Consider the following 20432-nt stretch of genomic DNA (forward strand, 5'->3'; position numbering starts at 1 on the left):
GTGCCACCCACTTGAGTCCTTCGACCAGCCGCGAATAGGTCGCGTGACCGTGGGAGTCGAGGACCTTGACCGACACGAGGCGTTCTTCGCAACACCGGAGCGCTGGCCCGCGACGAGACCCGCGATGTAAGTGCCGTGGCCGTTCTCGTCCGCGTCGGGGGCCCGGGACGAAGTTGGCGCCGGAGCTGGCCCTGCCTCCGAATTGATCGCCGGTTTCATTGCCCAGCCTCGGTAGGCGCGGGCCGGCCGCCGGAGATGCAGGCGGTGGTTGTTCGTGCGCTGAGTTCAGCGTCGTAGTCGGTGCGGGCGCGGGTTCCGGCGCCCGAGGCGACGTCGTCCATCCGCAGTGCGTTGTCGGTGATGTCCTGAACGCGTTGGGGGAGACCAGCTGCCCAGCTCAAGAAGCGTGAGGTGCGGGGGACATAGATGCATGCGCGTGGCTTGGTGATCGCCCGCGCGACTGCTTCTGCGACGTGCGCGGGCTCCAGCGGGCACAGCAGACGTGGCTCGATGCCGGGGGTCATGGCGGTAGTGATCATGTAGGGGAGGACGGCGGTGACGTGGATGCTGTCGTGACGGAGTTCACGCCGCAGGCTCTGGGAGAAGGACACGACTGCGGCCTTGGTGGCGCCGTAGACGGCGAATCCGGCCAAGGGTTTGACGGCTGTGATGCTTGCGATGTTGACGATGTGTCCGCTGCCCTGGGGCCGCATGTGCTCGAGGGCCGCGAGAGAGCCTCGTACGACGCCGCCGAGGTTGACCTCGCAGGTGTAGGCCAGCACGTCGGGTGCCTGGCTATGAAGTCGGCCCAGTGGCATCACGCCCGCGTTGTTGACCCACACGTCCAGGCGGCCGTGCCGTTCCATCGCGGCAGTGGCCATGTCATCGGACGCGCCCAGGTCGGTGACGTCCGCTTCCACGGCGGTGTGCTGGTGGCCCAGCTCGGCGGCTGCCGCCCGGACCCGAGGCCCGTCGACGTCGCCGAGGACCAGCTGGTAGCCATCGCGGTGGAGCCGGCGTGCGATGGCCTGGCCCAGGCCACGCCCTGCGCCGGTGATGACGGCGACCGGCGTTTCGCGGGGGCTGCCGGGCCGGGGAAGGTGGGGGGTCTGGCCGTGTCGTGCTCGCACGCCAGCTCAACGACGCGGCCTGGTCCAAGTCACCGGCAGCGGTTGGGTGGGGTGGGCATCGTGGGCCGGGGTGATCAGGAAGACCCGGATGTCGCGCCCGCTGGTGGCCGCGTAGTCATCGAAGACGGGTACGGCCGCCAGCACGCTGGGGCGGGCCGCATGGAGCTCCTCCGCGGTCAGCTGACGAGCATGGACGGAGACGGTTTGGCCGTGCCAGGTCACGAAAGCGGCGGGCTGTCGCAGGAGGTCCTGTGACCAGGCTGGATGTCGCGGACGGCCGAAGTTGGTTCCCATGACCAGGAAGCGATCCTGCCCGACCTGAGCTGTGGCCAAGGGCGTGTTCCTGGGGCGGCCGTGACGGTCGGTGGTGTGCAGCAGCACGGTGGACAAGGCCATGCTGCTGGGCATCCACCGTCCCCCGGTGCACCGGGAGACCAGCCGGTCGATCGGCGGCAGGATCAGCGGACAGATTTGTCGGAAGAGACGACTGGTGCCGACACCTTTCCAAAAGCCACGACGCAGTGCATCGAGCGTGCGAGTCATCGGCGCCTGTCCTTCTCCGTCTCCGACGGTGTCGAGGTGTTCACACACCTGCCCTGTCTGGGGCGAATGGCCATGACCGCAGTTGTGCGCCGATCAGCGGCAGCGCTCTGCGCGTGCTTCAGGTAGGGCATCCGGCGGCAGGATCTGCACACCGTCGCCCACACGCCGTCCTCCGCATGCCTTCTTCTACCCATGGGACTTAACGGTGCGGCAATCGCAGGGGTTCTTCTGGAGCCCGGCCGTTGAAGCCCGGCGTCGCAGGTCAACCGCTCATGCATCCGCAGTACGAGTAAGGATTCGAGCAGCCCGGTGGACGATGGCTGCTGGGCCACAGGCACGGGTTCAGTGTCCGGCGCGCGATTTCCTCGTTGGGCTACTTTGTGAGAAGTGGATCACGAGCGGATCGGAATCGGAGCACGTCCGGGGTGGGGCCGCCGCTGTGCATGGCAGGGGTATGGAAATCCTACGGGCGCCATGCGGTGCTACGCGGCGTGGATGTGGTGATCGAACCCGGCTCTCTGGTCGGCGTGGTCGGGGAGAACGGTGCCGGCAAGACCACCCTGCTGCGCACGATGGTGGGTGAGCTGGCACCGGACCGGGGGACAGTGCACCGGGAGGGCGAGGTGGGGTACTGCCCGCAGGACACGGTGGTCAACCCTCTGCTGAGCGTGGCCCAGCATCTCGAACTGTTCCGCGTGGCCTACCGGCTGCCCGACGTGGAACGGGCACGGGCACTATTGGCGGTGCTCGGCGGCAAGGGCGTGCTGGAGCAGCGGGCCGGGACTCTGTCGGGCGGGACCCGGCAGAAGCTCAACCTGGTACTCGCGCTGATGCACCAGCCGACGCTGCTGGTCCTGGACGAGCCCTACCAAGGCTTCGACTGGGACACCCACCAGAGGTTCTGGCGCCTCGCACGGGATCTGCGCGACGGCGGTCAGGCTGTCGTCGTGGTCTCGCATCTCGTCCACGACCTCGGGCATTTCGACCGGGTCTACGAGCTGCGCGACGGAGTGCTGCTTGAGGGGGTGCGCGCCGCGTGAGCCCCTTCGGTACGTCCTTCACGACGGCGCTGCGGTTCGTGCTGGCGGCCCATGTACGCAATCGCCTCGCGCTGGTCCTCGCAGTCACGTTCCCGCTGCTGTGGATCTTCCTTACACGGACGTACGGCTACCACGTGACACTGCGCTTCCAGGTGTTCCCGGCTGGCGGCTACATCGAGGCCGACAACAACCACACCACCCAGGTCAACAGCGCGATGAACGCGGTCACCGTGATCGCCGGCTTCATGACGTTCATGGAGGCGCTGAAATCCGGGCCGCTGGACCGGCGCCTGGTCCTGGCCGGATACCGGCGGCGCCACCTGATGACGGCGAAGGTGGCGGCACTGGTCGTCATCGCCGCCGTGCTTGCGGCATACACGGCCGTACTGCTTCACCTGTCCTTCGACCAGGAGCAGTTCGGGGCACTGGCGACGGCGTTGTTCACGGCGAACGCCGCGTTCGGCGGGATCGGGATCATGCTGGGCTCCCTCCTGCGGGGCGAGCTGGAGGGCTTCTTCGCGATCATCATGGCCAGCATCATCGACAACGGGCTCGAAAGCCCGGGCATGAACCCGCCGGCCGACCAGCCGGGCCTGCCGTTCCTTCCCCTGAACGGACCGTCCCAGGCTGCCTATGCCGCGGCCTTCACCGACGCGTGGCCGGGCGCGTACGCGGCCCGCGGACTGGTGTGGTTCGCACTGACCGCCACCGCAGGACTCCTCATCTTCTGCCTGCGCACCCGCTCCTACCAGCGACCCCGCCCACACGGCACACCGGCACGACTCCCGGCGCAGACCGCGGGCAATGGGAAAGCAGCCGACTCCGCTGCCGGTCCCGGACCGGCGCAGAAGGGCATCTGATGCTGACGCGGCCACAGCCGCCGGCAACGACGCCAGGCCCGCGCACCGCACCCGCAGCAGCGGACACAGGCATGTTCCGCCCCGAGTAGATGGAGACGTACGTGCCCCCCGGACAGCAAGGCGAACTCAGCCGCGAGACGATCATGCCGCCGGACAGCCAGCACACCGCCGTCACACTGCCCGACACCCCGCAAGGCATCCGGCTTCCCGGTCCCCACCGATACGGTGCCGCCCTGGCCGGGCCGTGCCAGGACCTGGACGACCAGGCCGGACGCACACCGGAGTGGCTGGAACGGGACATCGACCACCTGTACCCGGCCCTGCCGCACCCCGAGGCAACCTGCGACCTTTTGACCGCGGCGTGCACGGAGCACCTCCTGCCGGCAACCGCCCAACGCCTACAGGCGCGGCTGCACGCGGCGCTCATCGGGCCGGTGCGCCAGACCGTCGATCACGGCGGCCGGCGCTGGAGGCCAAAGCTCGCGGCCACCGTTATCGACGCACTGGGCGCCGACAGCCGCCCTTACGGACCCCTGTGGGCGGCCTGCGAACTCCTGCACACCGGGTCACTGATCATCGACGACATCCAGGACGGAGCTCCACTGCGCCGCGGACACCCCAGCGCCCACCTCGTCCACGGCACCGCCACCGCCATCAACGCCGGCACCACCGCCTACTTCGCCATGCACCGGGCCATCCGCCGCACCCTGCCCGACGACCCCCGCCTGCGTACCAACGTGTACGACGCCTACCTCAACGCCCTGCAGGCCGCGCACACCGGGCAGGCCCTCGACCTCCAGGGACATCACGAGGAAATGACCGCCGCGCTGGACACCGGGGACACCGGAACCCTGAAGCAGCTGGTGACCCTCACCCACCGGCTGAAGTCCGGCGCGCCCGTCGCCGCGGCGTTCCGCATCGCCGCCCTGGTCGCCGCAGCCAGCCCTGCCCAGTGCGACGCGCTCGCCGCACTGGGCGATGCCGTAGGCACCGCCTACCAGATCACCGATGACGTCGCCGACCTGCGCGGCGTCACAAGCCAGGACACCATGACCAAACGCGTGACCGAAGACCTCCTCAACGCCAAGGTCACCTACCCTCTCGTCCACGCTGTCGCGTACCTGCCCCGCGACGAAGCCCGCCACCTCTGGCACCAGGTGCGCTCCGGCTTGGCCCGGGAGGGCGCGGCCCGTACCGCACGCCGCATCGCGGACTGCGGGGCCCTCGACCAGTGCGCGGACGAGGCCGACCAGATGATCCGCGACGCGTGGGCAACCGCTTCAGCCCTGCTTCCGCCCTCACCGGTGGCCCTGACCTTGGGCAGGCTCTGCACCGACGTCCTGCGCTCCCGAATCGCCTGATCCCCAAACCGTCGGGCCTGCTTACGACGAACCGGGGCGAGACGTCAGTCCGCTCACTTTTGGGATCGCCCATGATGGTCCGGGGCACCCCCGGCTTCGGGGTGCGGATGCGGGTGAAGCCGCCCACCCTTCCCCCGCGCACACGGGCAGGTGTGGCTGAAGCCTCCCAAGCGGCGTACGAGCCGTTGGCGAGAAGACTCAGCTCCCGCGTACGCCCCCCGGAGTCCGGTTCGCCGGGGAGCGCCGCATTACAAGGCAGACATGCCCAACTTGTGCCGGGAGTTCTACAACGGCTTGTCAAGGACGAATGCGGTGTAACCGAAGGCTTTGCTGGCGTGTCCGTGCGCGCGGAGCGTGTCGGTGAGGCGCCGCCAGTCGGCAGGTCCCAGGGAGGCGAGCTCGGGCCACCGAAGGACCGTCAGGCGTCGGCCGATGGCGGAGGCGGTGAGGGCAGCGCTGATCCGCAGTTGCTGCAAAGTGCGCTCCATGACCGGCCGCGACCAGTCCAGTTCGGCACCCAGGCGAAATCCCGTGTCACGGAAATGCTGCCGGTAGCGGCCAAGAGTTTCGATCTCCTCAAAGCTCCACGTGTCACGCACGATCCCTTGCGGGTCTGCGTCGTGGATCTCCGAAGGGTCTGAACCCTTCAACACCAGGTCCACCAGGACCAGGCGCCCGCCGGGTTTGAGCACCCGATGCATCTCCTCGAGAAAAGCCCGCCGGCCTAGAGGGCCGAAATGGAAGGCCGCTTCCAGGCAGTGCGCCTTGTCGAAATATTGGTCGGGAAAGCGGCCGGGTTCGATGGCCCGCAAGTCGGTGACGTCCGCGACGACGAAGTGGATGCGGGGATTAGTACCGAAGCGCTCGCGGGCCTGCTTGATCTGGTCCTCCACGAGGTCCACTGCCATCACCTGCCGGACTGTGCGGGCCATCAGGTCACTGGTGTATCCGCGTCCGCAGGCCGCGTCCAGTACGTGATCGTCCGCGCCCAGCTGCAGCAGCCCTGTGGATCGAGCCGCCAGGTCTCGCTGGAAGGGAGCAACACCGCGCGCGATCAGCGCGGGCATGAACATCGGCGGATAGTAGCCGAGGTTGACCAGGGCGCCCCAGCCCATGGCGCGCAGCATCGGCATCAGCGGGTTGGATTCGCTGTAGGAGGCGGCGATTTCGGGAGAGGATGGACTCATCAGGATCCTTGTCGGGACAGGCGGGTGGGTGGGTGACGTCCAACTGCGAGGTGCGCACGTCGGGCCGGATCCTGTGGTGCTTGACCCGCCCTTGTCCGTCTTGGCCTCTGTACGAACGCCGGCGATCATCTCGAAGCCGCTACGGGCCGGGTGCCACCGTGCCGCCGGGCCCATGTCGGTGCTTCCACCGGTGACCCCACGACGGAGCGGCCCTTTGTCATCCGCACGTTGTCGTCGGCTTCGCTGAAGCCGGTATCCGTGAGATCCGGCCCGCGCCCGCGCTTCCAGGCGGTCCGCATGCGGACCGCGTTGGTTTCCTGCCGATCCGACAATGCCTCAGCGACGGACAACACCGTGACCAGGGCCAACACACCTGGGTGCACCGTCGGGCGGCCTCGATGAGGGAGCAGAGCAGCGAAGGGCCCCCAGAGAAGACGTCCGCGAACTCATCGCGCGGTCGCGGCGCCGGGGTGCCTCCGGGACACGGCAGCCGAGCCACCCGCTCCGTCTTTGCCGGAATCTCACTCAACCCAGGGTCCCGCAACGACATCGACACCCTCCCAAAATGCAACGTCGGTCTTCATCACTCACAACCAGGTGATGAAGACCGGCGTTACGCACGAGGCCAGATCAATTGCGAGCAGCGTCCGAATGGCCAGATGGGGCCCGCCATTTCGCTGTCGTGCGCCGCGTACAACCCGGATCTGGCCGTGGTCAACCACCAGACTCCGGACAACGGGTGGCGCGGCTTCTACCTGTTCTCCTGGCCGACTTCGCCGTACTGGCTCTACCGGCTGGCCCAGGGCATCCACGTGACGCTGGGGGTCGTGCTGGTGCCCGTACTGCTGGCGAAGCTGTGGTCGGTCATTCCGAAGCTGTTCGAATGGCCCCCGATCCGCTCGGCGAGACTGCACCCGTGTCGCTGGCGGGTAAGGCCGGGAGCGGCCTCAAGGACGTCGGGTTACACGTGGCAGAGGCTGTCACGGCGCACCGACAAGACCTCTGCGCCAGCAACATGCGCGACTGCTGGCGGGTGGGCCTCCGTGAGCAACCGAAGGGGCTGATGCTGACCGATTGCTGACTTTTTCTGACACAGAATCAGGCAGCGTGGAGGCTGCCTTGAGCCCTCCGCGTCCCTGCCGAGGCAGGCGTCACCGTCCAGTGACTGTCGTCGCCCGCGCGTGCACGAGGAGAGCTGTCGGCAAGGCCACGGCGATGGCGCCGATGGCGGCTCTCGCGGCCCAGATGGTGGGTGCGGGGACCTCGTGGACGGCCCCTAAGAGGGCGCCGCCTGTGAGCAACAGGCCGATGAGGCAACTCGTCCACACCAGTGGCCGCTTCGGATGGTCTCGCAACCCATGCGGTGCGCCCAGGCACAGGGCGAAGTAGACGGCGGCCAGGCTGAAGACTCCGAAGGCGGACAGCCAGGCGAACCAGCTGACATGGGCCGGCAGTCCTCTGATGGCGATGGCGCCCCCGAAGAGGTGGCTGATCATGATGGCGGTGAGGTAGGCGACGCCGATCACAGCCGTGCCGCCGACCGGGGTCCCCCGGCGGGCGCTGAGAACGCCGAGGCGGCGCGGGAGCCAACCGTCCTGCGCCATGGCCGGCAGACCTCGGGTGACTGATACCGAGACGCCGATGTACACGGCGAGCATGTCGAGCACGATCACGAGCTCCACGAGGCGGACGGTCCACGTGTCGCCGAACGCGTCTGGTGACGCCAGGGCCAGGAGTGGCGCAGAGGCATGCTCGGCCACTGCGCCGATGCTGAAGCCGAAGCCGGCCAGCTGTGCGTAGCAGCCGAGCAGGAAGAAGACCGCCGCGGTGAGCAGGGAGATCAGCACGGCCCTGGGGATGGAGCGCTGGGGTTCGGCGGTTTCCGCGGCGAGGTTGGCCGCCGCTTCGAAGCCGGTGAAGAGCAGCACTCCGTAGATGACCGAGAAGGCGATCCCGCTCCAGCCTTGCGCCGAACTCGCGGGGGTGAAGGCGGACAGGCTGTTGTCGTCGCCGACTTGGACGATCACGTGGATGAAGAAGGCGGCGAGCACACCGATGGAGACGAGGGCGAGTACCAGTTGGGCCCTGACCGCGATGTGGACGCCGGTGTGTACGACGGTCAGGACGAGAGCGAGCAGGAGCAGCTGCCATGTCCAGACGGGCAGGGGGGCGAGGTCGAACTGGGTTCTCAGGACCTCGTGCACGGTGCCGCCGGCGAGGAGGCCGATGCCGGCCCCCAGGGCGAGGACGCCCAGGTAGTACACGTAGCCGGCTGCGGCGCCGATGGGCGTGCCGAGGCCGGCGGTCACGTAGTCGTACAGGGAGCCGTCCGTGCGGATCCGCCGGGCGTAGGCGGAGACGATCCAGCCGACGCCGAGCATGCCGACGGCGCCCAGGAGGACGGCGAGCGGCGCGGCGCCTCCGGCGCCCTTGCCCGTGGGGGTCGTGACGCCGACGAGCAGCGGCAGCACGAAGGACACGGAGAAGGCCGGGCCCATGAAGCCGACGGACTGGGCGATCACGTCGACGAGCGACAGCGATCCGGGTGGAGAGCTTCGCCTCAAGGCGTGTCGTACGGCGTGGCGAGCAGCTCGCGGAACTCCGTGAGCATCTCGGTCACCGCGGCGTCGACGACTGTGGACTTGGTGTCGAAGCTGATGAATCCGTGGATGAGCCCGGGGTACATGTGTTTTCTGACCGGGACTCCGGCGGCGGCCAGGGCATCGGCGTATGCAAGACCCTCGTCGCGCAGCGGGTCGCACTCGCCGCAGCCGATGACCGCCGGGGCCAGGCCCGTGTGACTGTCGGCAAGGAGCGGCGAGGCCGGGGCGCGGGCTGCGGCGCCGGGGTCGTCGGCGAGGTAGAGCCGGGCGTCGTTCTCGACCTCGGCCGTGGTGAGCAGGTATCCGGTGGCGTTCTCGACCAGTGACCTGTGGCCGCCTTGGCCGCTGAGATCCGTGGACGGGTACGCGAGGAGTTGCGCGGTGAGGGGGCGCCCCTCATCCCGGAAGGCCAGGGCCACTCCGGCGGCCAGGCCGCCGCCGGCGCTGTCCCCCGCCACGGCGAGCCCGCCACCGCCGTAGTCCTCGGGGTGCCCGGCCACGTGGGTGGTCACCGCGACGCAGTCGTCGTACCCGGCGGGGAATGGGAACTCCGGGGCGAGCCGGTAGCCGACGCTCACCACCACAGCCCCGAGGTCCCGGCACAGCCTGCGGCAGACGCCGTCGTGGGTGTCGAGGTCCCCGACGATGAAGCCGCCCCCGTGGAAGAACACGACCGTCGGTACGAGGCCATGGCCCGCGGGGCGGTAGACCCGCACCGGTACCCCGGCGACCGTGTCGTCCTCGGCCGAGCCGACCTCGATCGGCGGATCGGGTGCGACGGCGAGTGAGAGCATCCTGTTGCCCGCGCGCATCTCGGCGACAGTGGGCGGGGTGGCGGGCGGCGGGCCGTCGACACCGAACTGCTTCAGCAGGGCCCCGATCTCCGGGTCCATGGGCATGATCGGGCCTTCCCGTCCCGTGCCTGGGGCACGCAGCAATGACCGACTTGCTCAGAATAGTCACTCTTTGGTGCTGGTTCCCTCCCTGACGCGGCAGCACAGCACTGCGCCGGACCGGCGGGTACCAGTCCGGCGCGGCGGGAGGAGCAGTGCCGGGTCAGGACGAGCGGCCGTCCGAGAGGTGCGCGCCCTCCTCGGCGCCGTGGCCGATGGCGGTGTAGACGTGCGGGCGGCGCGCCTTGAGGAAGAGGCCGAAGGCCAGTCCGGCAAGACCCGCGACGAGCAGCACGCCGGGCAAGATCCAAGTCAGGGACGAGTCCTTCGCCGCGCCCAGCAGCACGTCGAAGTTGAGCAGCGCCGTAGCGAACACGGCCGCGAGGGCCACTCCGCCGAGTACCGGGGCGATCATGCGGTTCCACAGCCGCTCGCCCCGCTTGTCGCGGGCGAAGAACCCGATGACGGCGGCGGATACGACGGCGAGCAGGAAGATGATGCCCAGGGCGCCCAGGTTGGTGAGCCAGGTGAACAGGGTGGCGACGGGGTCGAGGCCCGCGACCGCGAACACGATGACGGTCAGTGCGGCGAGTCCCGTCTGGGCGAGGGAACTGACATGGGGTGAGCCGTGCCGGCGGTGGACGGCGCCGAGTGCGGCAGGGAGCACGTGTTCCCGTCCGAGGGCGAAGGAGTAGCGGGCGACGGCGTTGTGGAAGGAGAGGATCGCCGCCACCAGGCTGGTCAGGAAGAAGACGTTCGCGATGTCGCCGAAGGCGCTGCCGAGACGCTGCTCCCCGAGCGCGAAGAAGAGGCCGGGGCCCTGTTCGCGGGTCGCTGCGACGATGCGGTCGGGGCCGGCGCCGACGGCGAGTGCCCAGGCCGAGAGGGCGTAGAAGAGCCCTATGAGGGTGACGGCCAGGTATGTGGCGCGCGGGATCGTGCGCCGCGGGTTGCGGCACTCCTCCCCGTAGATGGCGCCGGACTCGAATCCCATGAAGCCGGCCATCGCGAAGCAGAAGGCGGCCCCGACGGCTCCGGTGGAGAGCGCGTCCCAGGTCAGCGGAGTGGCCGAGATTCCCTGCGGTCCGGGGTCGAGGAACTGGGCCGCGTCGAACGCGACGACCGTGACGGTCTCGATCACGAGCAGCACCGCGAGCACCTTGGCGTTCAGGTCGATCCGCCGGTAGCCGAGTACACCGACGGCGGCGATGCACGCCAGGACGTACGTCCACCAGGGCAGGTCCAGGCCGAACTGGGACTTCACGGTGTCGGCGGCGATGAATCCGAACAGGCCGTATATCCCGATCTGCATGGCGTTGTAGGCGATGAGCGCAACGAAGGAGGTGCCCACGCCGAAGGAGCGGCCCAGCCCTTGGGCGACGTACGAATAGAAGGCGCCGGCGTTGGTGATGTGTCGGCTCATCGCGGCGTAGCCGGCGCTGAAGACGATCAGGACGACGGTCAGGGCGAGGAAGGCCAGGGGGAAGCCGACCGCGCCCGAGACGGCGAAGGCCTGCGGAGTGCCACCGGCGACGACGGTCAGGGGCGCTGACGCGGCGACGACGAAGAAGACGATGTGCGAGACGCCGATGCCGTGGCCGGCCCGGCTGTCGGCGGAGGGAGGATCGAGCTGTTCGACGGCCATGACTGGCACTCCCGTAGGTAGGGGGACGAGGCGGGGCGACCGCGAGGAACGGTGGCCGGATGAGGGGTACTCGTTTGGACCCTTACGAAATTGAGAAAATCGTACGGCTTCAAACGATTTTTGGACAGGGGCTGTGGCGCCTATCGGGCAGCCAGCGCAAGGAAGGCGTCGACCAGTGCGTGTGCCCGCGCTCGCGCGTGCCGGGCCTCCGCCCACGTACGCGCCATCAGCTCGGCCGGGACCAGGCCTGCATCCTTGGCCATGGCCTCACCACCGTGTACGAGCCACTGTTCCAGCACGGCCGGGGTGAGCTCTGGATGGAACTGGAGGCCCATGCTGCGTCCGTGCACGAATGCCTGGGAGCAGACGCTGTTGCGCGCGATCTCCCGTGCGCCCGGCGGCAAATGCCACCGGTCGCCGTGGAACTGGAACCACGGGCCGGCCGGGACGAGTCGGTCGTCGTCTGTGTCGACCCTGGTCCAGCCCAGTTCGAAGCGGGGCGAGCGCTCGACCCGGCCGCCGAGAGCAGTGGCCAGTGCCTGGCCTCCGAAGCAGATGCCGAGCACCGGTATCCCGGCGGCATGGGCCGAGCACAACAGCTCGACCTCGGGCGTGATCCAGGGGCCGATGAGTTCGACGTGGTCCACGGACCATGGCGCGCCCAGCGCCACGATGAGGTCGTACGCACTGGCCGCCGGGAAGGACCCGGTCACGCCGGGATCGGTGAACCGCTCCTCGGGCACGACGACCAGCTCGGTGAGGTCATAGCCGCGCTCGGTCAGCCGCTCCCCTACGTAACCCGGCGTCGACAGGTGCTCGTGCTTGATGATCAGAGCCTGCAACGGGCTCCCCTTCCTCGCGTCACGGCCGCCGGGGCTCGCGGATGCCCCGGAACTCCCAGTCGCCGCCGAAGGTGGTGGACAGAACTTCTTCGGACGCCGTGGGCTGGGCCCCGCAGTCGTCGCGGACCGGGACGGGGCCGGTGACGATGTGGTTCGTCAGCTTCCCGAGACCTTCCACCTCGACCTCGACGACGTCACCGGGCTGGACGGGGCGGGAGTTGGCGGGGGTGCCGGAGAGCAGTACGTCGCCCGGGTAGAGGGTGATGGTGCGGGCGATGTCGGCGACGAGGTAGTGCATGTCCCACTCCATCTCGTCCGTGGAGCCGTCCTGGACGACCACGCCGTTGACGTACGTGCGCAGCCGCTTGCCGCGGAAGTCCCAGTCGGTGACCAGGCCAGGGCCGAGTGGGCAGAGGGTGTCGGAGCCCTTGACGCGGAGCATGGAGCCGGCGTCGGTGTCGCGGAAGTCGTGCAGGCCGTAGTCGTTGGCGATGGTGTAGCCGGCTATGTAGTCCCCTGCCTCGGCCGGAGAGACGTTGCGGCACGTGCGGCCGATGACGATGGCCACCTCGCCCTCGTAGTTCAGGTACTGGCAGCCCTCAGGGCGGACGATCGCCCCGCCGTGGGAGTTGAGGGAGGAGGTGGGCTTGTGGAAGTACGTGGGCGCAGGCGGCAGCGAGGTCTGGAACTCCTCTACCCGGCTTCGGTGGTTGAGGTGCACGGCCACGACCTTGGAGGGGACGACCGGCGGCAGGTGGTGGGCCTCGGCGATCTTCACGCGGCGGCCGTCGGCGGCGACGAGTTCGTCGCCGTCCCGGACGGTCTCGAAGACGGCGCCGTCGAGCAGGATCCGGCGGTATTCAGGCATGGGAGGCCTCCCGGGCGTGGTGGGGGTCGACGTGGTGGTGGGGGTCGTGTCGCAGGGCGACGCGGCGGGGTGCGGTCCAGCCGGCGTCCGGCCGGTCGAACCAGATGTGCACCTGGCCGGTGCCGACCGAGTTCTCGTACGCGCTGAACAGGCGGCCCGGGGCGGTGAGACGCTCCTCGCCGAGGGCGCCGGCCATGGTCACGTAGTGGCCGAAGCGGGCTTCGGGCTTGTACTTCAGGAACTCGGGCATGGTGTGCAGGACCCGGTCGTGGCGCCCCTGTTCGAACCAGGCGATGCGCTGTTCGTCGGCGGCGCGGGCCTCGGGGGTGAAGATGTGCCTGAGGTCGCTGGCCTCGTGGTCGCGGATCTCGCGCAGCGGCCAGAAGGTGTGGGAGAGGGCACCTGAGGCGATGAAGAGGACCTTGCGGTCGGTGGCGGCGATGCCGTCGGCGATGGCCCGGCCGAGCCTGAGGTAGTCCTCAGTGTCGGCGGTCTGGCACACGCCGAGGGAGATCCAGCGCTTGCCTTCTACGCCGAGGTACTTCCACAGGTTGACCGTGGCGTAGTAGATCGGCAGGTACTGGTCGTCGATCGGCGTGATCCAGGTGCCGCGCTTCTCGTCGTGCGCAGCGATGGCGTGGGCGAGTTCGGGGTCACCGGGGAAGTCGTACGGGATGCGGCACATGCCGCGGGGCAGTTCCTCGGAGGTGAACAGCCCGGCGCGGCGGTCGTGCGCGGTGACGACGAACTCCACGGTGGTGGCCCAGTGCGAGTCCAGCAGCACGACGGTGTCGTAGTCGGCCGTTTCGAATACCTCGCGGCGCAGCCGTTCGAGGCCGGCGACCAGGGTGGTGTCCCGGCCGTGGTTGAGCTCCCGGCGGGTGGTCTCCGGCAGCATGATGGTGGGCACGTGGGCGACGATCCCGGCCCCGACGATCTCACCCATGGTGCTGCCGGCCCTTCGGCGCGGTGACGGTGTTCTTGATGTCGCAGTAGAAGTCGAAGCTCCAGGTGCCGCCTTCGCGGCCGATGCCGGACTGGCGCGAGCCTCCGAAGGGGGCCTGGAGGTCCCGTACGAAGAAGCAGTTGACCCAGACCGTGCCCGCGACCAGCTGCTCCGTGACGCGCAGCGCGCGGTCGGGGTCGCCGGTGAGGAGGGTGGCGGCGAGTCCGAAGCGGGTGCCGTTGGCCAGTGCGACCGCCTCCTCCTCGGTGTCGAAGGTCTGCAGGGTCAGTACGGGACCGAAGACCTCCTCCGTGACGATCTCGGCGTCTGGGGAGACATCCGTGAGGAGGGTCGGGCGGTAGTAGAGGCCGCCCAGCTCGGTGTGGGGGCCGCCGCCGAGTGCCGCGCGGGCGCCGGCGGCCAGGGCGCGCTGCACGAAGCCGTCGATGCGGGCGAGGTGTTCGGGGTGGATGCTGGGGCCGATGTCGGTGGCCTCGTCGCGCGGGTCGCCCTGGCGCAGCGCCGCGGCCCTGACGATGAAGCGCTGGGTGAACTCCTCGGCGACGGAGGACTCGACGAGCAGCCGGGTACCGGCGAGGCAGACCTGGCCCGCGTTGTCGTACTGCTCGACGGCCAGCTCGACGGCGAGGTCGAGGTCGGAGTCGGCGAACACCAGCAGCGGTGACTTGCCGCCGAGTTCGAGGCTGACGGGGACCAGGTTGGCCGCCGCCGCACCCGCGATGTGGCGGGCCGTGGGGACGGAGCCGGTGAAGCTGATCCGGGCCACGCGCGAGTCGGAGACGAGGGCGGCGCCGACCTCTTCTCCGTAGCCCTGGACGACGTTGAGAACCCCGGCGGGGAGTCCGGCCTCCGCGGCGATGTCGGCGAGCAGGGAGGCGGTCAGCGGCGACCACTCGGCGGGCTTGAGGACCACGGTGTTCCCCGCCGCCAGGGCGGGGGCGACCTTCCACGTGGCCAGCATCAGGGGCGCGTTCCACGGGGTGATCAGCGCGCAGACTCCGGCAGGGTCCCAGGAGACGTGGTTGGTGTGGCCCCTGGTCTCGAAGTCGTCGTGTTCCAGGGTCAGCAGCCAGTCGGCGAAGAAGCGGAAATTGTGCGCCACCCGCGGCATGACGCCACGCAGGTGCGAGCGGAGCAGCGCGCCGTTGTCGGCGGTCTCGACGGCCGCCAGCTCCTCGATGCGCTTGTCGACCCCGTCGGCGATCGCGTGCAGGATGCGGGCCCGCTCCTCACGGCTGGTCGCCGCCCAGGCAGGGAACGCTGCTCGGGCCGCTTCGACGGCGAGTGCGGCCTCGTCGGCGCCGCCCCGGGCGACCTCGGCGAGCGGGGCGCCGTCGATCGGCGACACGTCGGGGAACGTACGGGGGGATGCCACGCGGCGTCCCCCGATCCAGTGGCGGGTGTCCACGGCCACTCCGGCGACCATGGCCGCCACCGATCCCTCATGGCGTTCAGACATCTGAGATCTCCAATCGTTTGGCTCCAAATAAACTAGACAGCCATCGCCGGACCGGTCAAGACCTTCCCTCACGGACTGCCAGGGCCTATCGTTTGATCCCAAACAAAACCTTCCCGGGAGGACCCATGCCCCCGACCACCCACGCGGAGTGGCTGTCCCTGGCCGCACACCTCGTGCCGCCCACGCATCACCTCATCGGCGGCGGCGACGACCCCGGCAAGGGCGGCGCCTTCCCGCTCGTCTCCCCTCGCGACGGCCAGGTGCTGACCGAGGTCGCCGACGCGGGACCCGGCGAGGTCGACCGCGCCGTCGCCGCCGCCCGCCGCGCCTTCGACCACGGACCGTGGCCCCGGATGTCACCCACCGAGCGGGGCCGCGTACTGCGACGCTTCGCCGATCTCGTCGAGCTCCACCGCACCGAGCTGGCCCTGCTCGTCAGCCTGGAAATGGGCAAGCCGGTCACCGAGGCGTACGACATCGAACTGCGCGCCGCGATCACCACCCTGCGCTACTACGGCGAGCTCGCGGACAAACTCATCGACGAGGCCCCACAGACGGGCGGGGACGCGCTCGCTCTGGTCACCCGCGAACCGATCGGCGTGGTCGCCGCCGTCGTCCCGTGGAACTTCCCCCTCACCCTCGCCACCTGGAAGATCGCCCCCGCCCTCGCGGCAGGCTGCGCCGTCGTCCTCAAGCCCTCCGAACAGACCCCGCTGTCCGCCCTGCGGCTCGGCCGGCTCGGCTCCGAAGCGGGACTCCCCGACGGCGTGCTCAACGTCGTCGCGGGCCGCGGCCCCGTCGCCGGCCGGGCCCTGGGCCTGCACCCCGACGTCGACGTACTCGCCTTCACCGGCTCCACGGCCGTCGGGCGCCACTACCTCCGCTACGCCGCCGACTCCAACCTCAAGCGGGTCTGGCTGGAGCTGGGCGGCAAATCCCCCAACATCGTGCTCCCCGACGCCCCTGACCTGGACACCGCAGCCGCGACCGCTGCCTGGGGAATCTTCTTCAACGCAGGCGAGATGTGCACCGCGCCCTCCCGGCTGCTGGTGCACTCCTCGATCGCCGACCGCGTCGTGGACGCTGTCGTCGAACGCGCCCGCACGCTGCGTGTCGGCGACCCCCTCAACCCGGCCACCGAGATGGGGCCTCTCGCCTCCGCCCGGCATCTCGACAGCGTGCTGGACCACATCGCCGCAGCTCACGGCGATGGTGCTCGCCTACGAACCGGAGGCCGCACCCTCACCGACGGGGACGGTTACCACCTCCGGCCCACCGTCTTCGACCAGGTCACCCCGGACATGCGCATCGCGCGCGAAGAGGTCTTCGGCCCGGTGCTCTCCGTCCTGACCTTCGACACCGTCGAGCAGGCCGTCACCCTCGCCAATGACAGCGCCTACGGGCTGGCCGCCGGGCTGTGGACCGCCGACCTGTCCACCGCCCACCAGGTGGCCAGACAGCTCAAGGCCGGCACGGTCTGGGTCAACTGCTACGAGGAGGGCGGCCTCAACGTCCCCTTCGGCGGCTTCAAGCAGTCCGGCAACGGACGGGACAAATCCGGCCACGCCCTGGAGAAGTTCACCGAGCTCAAGACCACCTGGATCCAGCTGTGACACACCGCCCCCTCATCGCCGTCCCGGCCCGCTTCTCCGCCTCCGCCAGCGCCCTCCGCTACGCCGCCGATGTCAACGCCCGCGCCCTGGTCGAGGCGGTCTACGCCGCCGGCGGCGAGCCGTTCACCCTGCATCCCCACGCCCCGGGCGGCCACGCCGACCCCACCGAGATCGCCCTACGCCTGGCGCGCTGCGACGCGCTCCTGCTCCCGGGAGGCGGTGACATCGCTCCGCACCGCTACGGGGCCGGGGACGCGCATCCGGACGTCTACGACGTGGACGACGAGCAGGACGCCTTCGACCTCGCCCTCGCACGCCACGCCCTGGACACCGACCTCCCGATGCTCGCCGTCTGCCGCGGCCTCCAGGTCGTCAACACCGCGCTGAACGGCACCCTCCGCCAGGACATGGGCGGCCCGGCCGGCGAGCACCGCCACCGGACACACCCCGTCGCGGTGGAGCCCGGCTCGCTCCTCGCGGGCGCTCTCGGGCAGGACAAGGCCGACGTCTCCTGCTACCACCACCAGTGCGTGGACCGGCTCGGTCACGGGCTCACGGTCACCGCCCGGGCGGCGGACGGCACGGTGGAGGCGGTGGAGCGACCCGGCTCCCCGGGCTGGGTCGTCGCCGTCCAGTGGCACCCGGAGGACACCGCCGCCACCGACGGGGCGAGCCGTGCCCTGTTCGAAGCCCTGGTCGAAGAGGCACTGCGCCGGTAGCCCGGCAGTGCCCCGGACCTCACAGGCTGCACGAGGATTGCCCGGAAGGGACAATTGCCAGAGAACCCGGATGAACGAGTGCCCTCCGACCGAGAAGCGGGGCGCATGATGCACGACCCCGAATTCCATGACGCTGCCGGCGTCCTCACGGAACCGGGAGACGACACGTACGCCCTCCTGGATGTGCACGGAGTCCTGCTGGGCCTCAGCCCCGGAGCAGAGCGCCTGCTCGGCTACACCGCGGAGGAGGTCCAGGGCCGGCGTGCGGCAGATCTCCTCTCCTCGCCCTCGGACGCCGCCGGGCTGGTGGGGCATTGCACGCCGGATGCGGTGGTCGACCTGGGCCCGGCCGTTCTCAGGCACCGCAGCGGACACGGTGTCGAGGTGACCCTGCAGGCACGTCCCATGATCTCCACGGCCGGGGACCAGCAGTGGCTGATCCGGGCGGCGGACGCCGATATGACGCGGCGTCAGGAGCTCGGCGAAGCCCTGCTGAGGGGACTGTTCACGGAGTCGCCGTTCCTCATCGATGTCTTCGACCGGCAATTGCGGTTCGTGGCACAGAACGACGCACAGCGCCGCACCACGGGGTTCGCGGGCACCGAATTCATCGGGCACACCATGGCGGAGGTCGCCCCAGCCGGCCTGTTGGACATGGCAGCCATGGAGGCCCGACAGCGTCGGGTCCTCGAGAGCGGCGAGGCCCAGATCCAGACGGAGGTGCACGGCCGCACGCCCGACGACCCGGACCGTGAACACGTCTGGTCCGAGTCCATCCTTCCGCTCCGGAGCCGGTCGGGAGGGGTGATCGCACTGGCGCACGCGGTCGCCGACGTGACCGAACGGGCCAGGGCCCGGGAGCGGTTGGCGTTCGCGAGCGAGGCGAGTGCGCGGATCGGGGGCACCCTGGACGTCCTGCGGACCGCTCAGGAACTCGTCGATGTGGCCGTGCCCCGATTCGCCGACCATGCCTACGTCAACCTGCTGGATCCGGTGTTCGCCGGCCAGGAACCGCTGACCGGTCCGGTCCGCGAGGAGGTACCGCTGCGCCGCGCCGCGAGTTCCACCGTCCCGGACGGCCCAGCGGATGCGGCGGTGGCGACCGGCGATGTCGATCCGTTCACGGCGGGCGCGGGTTCCCTGTTCACCCGCGTCATGACGGACGGCGAGCCCTTGCTGCTGACGGGTGAGGAGCTGATCGCCGAGCTCACTCCGGCCGATCCCCGACGGGCCGGGCTCGTGCGCGAATTCGGCGTCCACTCCTGGTTGTTGGTCCCGATGTCCGCCCGGGGCGCCGTACTGGGCGCGGTGGTCTTCGTACGCTTCCAGCGCGCCCACGCCTTCGAGCCGGACGATGTCCTGCTCGCCGAGGAGATCGTGGCGCGTGCCGCCGTGTGCATCGACAATGCGAGCCGGTACACCCGGGAACGGACGACTGCGCTGGCGCTCCGGCGCAGTCTGCTGCCGCAGGAACTCCCGGAGCTCGGCGCCGCCGAGACGGTGTCCCGCTATCTGCCGGCGCGCGGTCACGCGGCACTGGGCGGTGCCTGGTTCGACGTGATCCCGCTGTCGGGTGCGCGGGTGGCGCTGGTGGTGGGAGAGGTACCGGGGCAGGGGCTGCACTCGGCGGTGACCATGGGGCGGCTGCGTACGGCCGTACGGACGCTCGCCGATCTCGATCTCTCACCGGAGGAGCTGCTGACCCACCTGGACGACCAGGTCAACCGGTTCCAGGACGAGCACGGCGAGGGCCTCGCCGGCCGGGCCGCCGGCACGACGTGCGTGTACGCGGTCTACGATCCGGTCGCACGGACGTGCGTGGTGGCACGGGCGGGCCACGCGGCCCCCGCCCTGGCGTCGGCGGACGGCGGGGTACAGGTCCTCGATGTACCCGGCGGAGCCCCCCTGGGCCAGGGCGGGGCTCCTTTCGAGAGTGCCGAGTTCGCCCTGGACGACGGGGACCTGCTCCTGCTGTACACCGAGGGTCTGGTGACGACGCAGGGCGGGAGCCGCGACGCGGGACTCGGACGGCTGCGCGAGGCGCTGTCCGACGCCCGGCACGGGGCGGCTCCGAGCCCTTCCCGTTCGGAGCCCGGACTCGACGACATCAGCGACACGGTGATCGCCCGGCTGCTGCCGGCCCACCCGGACGACGACGTGGTGCTCCTGGCAGCGCGGGTACACGGCCTGGACGCGGACCGGCACGCCAGCTGGGAGCTCCCGTCCGAAGCCGAGGTCGTGAGCCGGGCACGCGGCCTCGCGACGCGGCAACTCACCGACTGGGGCTTGGAGGAGCTGGAGTTCACCACCGAGCTGGTCGTCAGCGAACTCCTCACCAATGCCATCCGCTACGGCGGTCCGCCGATCAGGCTGCGGCTGATCCGCGACCGCAGCCTGATCTGCGAGGTCCAGGACGGCAGCAGCACGTCTCCGCACATCCGGCGGGCCCTGGAGACCGACGAGGGCGGACGCGGGCTGTTCATGGTCGCCCAGTTCACCCAGCTCTGGGGCACGCGCTACCACGACCGCGGCAAGACCATCTGGGCCGAGCAGCCCTTCCCGGACGGAGGGGCGGCCGCAGGGCTGCCGGGCTTCCCGGACTTCGAGGAGTTCGCGGACCTCGGGGACCTCACGGACCTCGGGGACCTCGCGGACACGGCCGAGTGAGCGCCGGGCACCCCGGACCCACTCGGCCACCGCCG

The 20432-nt window shown here is 69.9% G+C and carries 16 protein-coding genes and 1 pseudogene; 7 read left to right on the forward strand and 10 right to left on the reverse strand.

Annotated features, from left to right (window positions below; genetic code table 11):
- Window positions 1-215 precede the first annotated feature (215 nt).
- Both OG447_RS24955 and OG447_RS24960 read right to left on the reverse strand, forming a co-directional pair.
- The gene (locus OG447_RS24955; RefSeq protein ID WP_266939451.1) at window positions 216-1130 is read right to left on the reverse strand and encodes an SDR family oxidoreductase; all 915 of its coding nucleotides are present in this window, start codon (window positions 1128-1130) and stop codon (window positions 216-218) included.
- Between the two features lie 6 nt (window positions 1131-1136).
- Window positions 1137-1673, reverse strand: a complete 537-nt coding sequence (locus tag OG447_RS24960; protein ID WP_266939453.1) for a nitroreductase/quinone reductase family protein — start codon at window positions 1671-1673, stop codon at window positions 1137-1139.
- Window positions 1674-2116: 443 nt separating this feature from the next.
- On the opposite strand from OG447_RS24960, the gene OG447_RS24965 reads away from it, so the two are divergent.
- From OG447_RS24965 to OG447_RS24975, 3 genes are all read left to right on the forward strand, one after another.
- Entirely contained in the window at window positions 2117-2713 is a 597-nt protein-coding gene (locus OG447_RS24965; protein WP_266939455.1) for an ATP-binding cassette domain-containing protein, read from the forward strand.
- Window positions 2710-3573 carry a hypothetical protein gene (locus OG447_RS24970; protein ID WP_266939457.1) on the forward strand — a complete coding sequence of 288 codons (864 nt, stop codon included), beginning with the start codon at window positions 2710-2712 and terminating at the stop codon, window positions 3571-3573. The genes OG447_RS24965 and OG447_RS24970 overlap by 4 nt, the downstream gene beginning before the upstream one ends.
- A 101-nt stretch (window positions 3574-3674) precedes the next feature.
- Complete coding sequence (locus tag OG447_RS24975) at window positions 3675-4934, forward strand: polyprenyl synthetase family protein (protein WP_266939459.1); 1260 nt, start codon at window positions 3675-3677, stop codon at window positions 4932-4934.
- 284 nt (window positions 4935-5218) lie between these two features.
- On the opposite strand, the gene OG447_RS24980 is transcribed toward OG447_RS24975, so the two are convergent.
- Window positions 5219-6121, reverse strand: a complete 903-nt coding sequence (locus OG447_RS24980; protein ID WP_266939461.1) for a class I SAM-dependent methyltransferase — start codon at window positions 6119-6121, stop codon at window positions 5219-5221.
- 677 nt (window positions 6122-6798) lie between these two features.
- Between OG447_RS24980 and OG447_RS24990 the strand changes: the two are divergent.
- A pseudogene (locus OG447_RS24990) lies at window positions 6799-7023 on the forward strand (hypothetical protein); the annotation flags it as partial.
- 249 nt (window positions 7024-7272) lie between these two features.
- Here OG447_RS24990 and OG447_RS24995 read toward each other — a convergent pair.
- The 7 genes from OG447_RS24995 to OG447_RS25025 form a co-directional block, all read right to left on the reverse strand.
- Complete coding sequence (locus tag OG447_RS24995) at window positions 7273-8643, reverse strand: APC family permease (protein WP_323181851.1); 1371 nt, start codon at window positions 8641-8643, stop codon at window positions 7273-7275.
- 38 nt (window positions 8644-8681) lie between these two features.
- A complete protein-coding gene (locus tag OG447_RS25000; protein ID WP_266939467.1) occupies window positions 8682-9623 on the reverse strand; it encodes an alpha/beta hydrolase in 942 nt (313 codons plus the stop codon).
- Window positions 9624-9780: 157 nt separating this feature from the next.
- On the reverse strand, window positions 9781-11262 hold the full coding sequence (locus OG447_RS25005; protein ID WP_266939469.1) for an APC family permease: 1482 nt from the start codon (window positions 11260-11262) through the stop codon (window positions 9781-9783).
- A 140-nt stretch (window positions 11263-11402) separates the two neighbouring features.
- Window positions 11403-12104 carry a type 1 glutamine amidotransferase gene (locus OG447_RS25010; protein WP_266939471.1) on the reverse strand — a complete coding sequence of 234 codons (702 nt, stop codon included), beginning with the start codon at window positions 12102-12104 and terminating at the stop codon, window positions 11403-11405.
- Window positions 12105-12123: 19 nt separating this feature from the next.
- Complete coding sequence (locus OG447_RS25015; protein WP_266939473.1) at window positions 12124-12972, reverse strand: fumarylacetoacetate hydrolase family protein; 849 nt, start codon at window positions 12970-12972, stop codon at window positions 12124-12126.
- Entirely contained in the window at window positions 12965-13918 is a 954-nt protein-coding gene (locus OG447_RS25020; protein WP_266939475.1) for a catechol 1,2-dioxygenase, read from the reverse strand. The genes OG447_RS25015 and OG447_RS25020 overlap by 8 nt, the downstream gene beginning before the upstream one ends.
- Window positions 13911-15398: an aldehyde dehydrogenase gene (locus OG447_RS25025; RefSeq protein ID WP_266939477.1), complete on the reverse strand. Its 1488-nt coding sequence runs from the start codon at window positions 15396-15398 to the stop codon at window positions 13911-13913. The genes OG447_RS25020 and OG447_RS25025 overlap by 8 nt, the downstream gene beginning before the upstream one ends.
- Before the next feature lie 125 nt (window positions 15399-15523).
- On the opposite strand from OG447_RS25025, the gene OG447_RS25030 reads away from it, so the two are divergent.
- From OG447_RS25030 to OG447_RS25040, 3 genes are all read left to right on the forward strand, one after another.
- Window positions 15524-17011 (forward strand): aldehyde dehydrogenase, encoded by a 1488-nt coding sequence (locus OG447_RS25030; protein WP_266939479.1) that lies wholly within the window; start codon window positions 15524-15526, stop codon window positions 17009-17011.
- Window positions 17008-17730 (forward strand): gamma-glutamyl-gamma-aminobutyrate hydrolase family protein, encoded by a 723-nt coding sequence (locus OG447_RS25035; protein WP_266939481.1) that lies wholly within the window; start codon window positions 17008-17010, stop codon window positions 17728-17730. The genes OG447_RS25030 and OG447_RS25035 overlap by 4 nt, the downstream gene beginning before the upstream one ends.
- A gap of 105 nt (window positions 17731-17835) precedes the next feature.
- Window positions 17836-20397 carry a SpoIIE family protein phosphatase gene (locus OG447_RS25040; RefSeq protein WP_266939483.1) on the forward strand — a complete coding sequence of 854 codons (2562 nt, stop codon included), beginning with the start codon at window positions 17836-17838 and terminating at the stop codon, window positions 20395-20397.
- Window positions 20398-20432 lie beyond the last annotated feature (35 nt).

The sequence above is a fragment of the Streptomyces sp. NBC_01408 genome, from assembly GCF_026340255.1.
Lineage (GTDB): Bacteria > Actinomycetota > Actinomycetes > Streptomycetales > Streptomycetaceae > Streptomyces.